Raw genomic sequence first — 2080 nt, 5'->3', positions numbered from 1 at the left:
CGATAGCAGTGTGTCAGTCGATACATCAGTTGACTGCTACACCGCCATCGGGGGCAAGCCCCCTCCCACATTTATTTGGAGTTGTTGGTCTAGCCGCGCAAGGCCTTGAGCTTCGCAATCACCCCTTCCGCCGTCTGTTCGCCCATCAACTGCTCACGCACCTTGCCCTTGTCATCAATGATATAGGTCACTGGCAGCGCCTCACTGCGCGGGATATCAAAGATCCCTTCCGGGTTCTGCGCCAGGACGGTGAACTTGATCCCCAGTTTCTCGCTGGCGGCCTTGAGCTCTTCACCCTGCACATTGTCGAAGTTGACTCCGAACACCCCCACATTCTGCGCTTTCAACTGGTCGGCCAAGGCATTGAGCTCAGGGATTTCCGTGCGGCATGGGCCACACCATTCAGCCCAGTAGTTGACCACCACCCACTGCTTGTCCAGACGGTCGGCCGCCACTTTCTTGCCGTATTGGTCAACGCCGTAGTCATTGCCGCAGCCGCTGAGCAGCAGGGTTGTGATGATCGCCAATGCACCGATCAGTCGCCTAGTCATGGGGTAATCCTTCGTAAAAATGAACGTTGGCTGCGACCTATCGCCTCTTACGGTTTAAGAGCGGGCCGCCGCGCAGGTAGAATACCCGCCACCTTACGTAAGATGCGACCCGCACATGACCGATCTGACGCTTTATCACAACCCGCGCTGCTCGAAATCCCGCGGTGCGCTCGAACTGCTGGAGGCTCGCAGCCTCGCTCCGACCGTCGTGCGCTACCTGGAAACCCCATTGAACGCCCAGCAACTGAAGGCTCTGCTGAGCAAGCTCGGCATCAGTGCGCGCCAATTGCTGCGCACCGGCGAAGACGAAAACAAAACCCTCAACCTGGCCGAAGCCAGCCTCAGCGAAGCACAATTGATCGCCGCCATCGCCGAGCACCCCAAGTTGATGGAACGTCCGATCCTGGAAACCGCCGACAAAGCCATCATTGGTCGCCCACCGGAAAACGTGTTGGAGATCCTGCCGTGACGTCTCCCTATGTGCTGGTGCTGTATTACAGCCGCAATGGCTCGGTGAGTGAAATGGCTCGGCAGATTGCCCGGGGCATCGAGCAGGCCGGCCTGGAGGCGCGCCTGCGCACCGTGCCGGCAATCTCCACCGAGTGTGAAGCCGTGGCGCCGAGCATCCCGGACGAAGGCGCGCTGTATGCCAGCCTCGATGATCTGAAAAACTGCTCGGGCCTGGCCCTGGGCAGCCCGACCCGTTTCGGCAACATGGCCGCGCCGCTCAAGTATTTCCTCGATGGCACCAGCAACCTGTGGCTCACCGGTGCCCTTGTGGGCAAGCCGGCCGGGGTGTTCACCTCTACCGCGAGCCTGCACGGCGGCCAGGAAACCACGCTGATGTCGATGCTGCTGCCGTTGCTGCACCACGGCATGCTGATCACCGGCCTGCCCTACAGCGAGCAGGCGTTGCTCGACACCCAGGGTGGCGGCACGCCGTATGGCGCCAGCCACCATTCGGGACCGGATGGCAAGCGCATGCTCGATCAACATGAAATCACCCTGTGTCGCGCCTTGGGTCTGCGTCTGGCAAACACGGCCTTGTTGCTGGAGAACGGCCGTGGCCAGTAAGCCTAAGGTCCTGCCGCCGCAAGCGTGGCTTGAACCACGGGTCAAGGTGGCGCGGGCATTGAGCCTGTTGGCATTTCTTGGCCTGGTGGGTCTGCTCTGTGTGTATTACCTGTTCGTTGCGGACCTGCACGGCGCCCGTCCGTGGGTGATCCTGCTGATCGAGTTGGTGCCGCTGCTGATACTGGCACCCGGGATACTGCTGGGCAGTGCTCGCGGGCATTCGTGGATGTGCTTTGTGGTGAACCTGTACTTCATCAAGGGGGCGCTGGCGGCGTATGACCCGAACCGGCAGGTGTTCGGAATGCTGGAAATGCTGGCGAGCCTGGCGGTGTTTTGTACGGCGTTACTGTATGTGCGGTGGCGGCATCAGTTGAATCGGCGGCTGGCTGAAGCCCGAGGCGCCTGAAAGTCAGTCTTCGCGAGCAAGCCCGCTCCCACAGGGGAATGCATTCCAA

General features: G+C 60.9%; 4 protein-coding genes. 3 read left to right on the top strand and 1 reads right to left on the bottom strand.

The window, feature by feature from the left end; genetic code table 11:
- Positions 1-89 precede the first annotated feature (89 nt).
- Positions 90-551, bottom strand: a complete 462-nt coding sequence (locus ACRESD_RS16580) for a TlpA family protein disulfide reductase (protein WP_431751916.1) — start codon at positions 549-551, stop codon at positions 90-92.
- Between the two features lie 115 nt (positions 552-666).
- Here ACRESD_RS16580 and arsC point away from each other — a divergent pair, with 115 nt between their 5' ends.
- Genes arsC through ACRESD_RS16565 form a run of 3 tightly spaced genes read left to right on the top strand, consistent with a single transcriptional unit; the run spans position 667 to position 2031 of the window.
- Positions 667-1020, top strand: coding sequence for an arsenate reductase (glutaredoxin) (gene arsC / locus ACRESD_RS16575; protein ID WP_431751915.1), 354 nt, complete (start codon positions 667-669; stop codon positions 1018-1020).
- The gene (wrbA, locus tag ACRESD_RS16570; RefSeq protein WP_431751914.1) at positions 1017-1625 is read left to right on the top strand and encodes an NAD(P)H:quinone oxidoreductase; all 609 of its coding nucleotides are present in this window, start codon (positions 1017-1019) and stop codon (positions 1623-1625) included. The genes arsC and wrbA overlap by 4 nt, the downstream gene beginning before the upstream one ends.
- The gene (locus ACRESD_RS16565; RefSeq protein ID WP_431751913.1) at positions 1615-2031 is read left to right on the top strand and encodes a DUF2069 domain-containing protein; all 417 of its coding nucleotides are present in this window, start codon (positions 1615-1617) and stop codon (positions 2029-2031) included. The genes wrbA and ACRESD_RS16565 overlap by 11 nt, the downstream gene beginning before the upstream one ends.
- Positions 2032-2080: the final 49 nt, after the last annotated feature.

Source organism: Pseudomonas sp. (genome assembly GCF_050739995.1).
GTDB lineage: Bacteria > Pseudomonadota > Gammaproteobacteria > Pseudomonadales > Pseudomonadaceae > Aquipseudomonas.
Note: the sequence above shows the minus strand (reverse complement) of the source record. Positions and strands in the feature narration are given on the sequence as shown.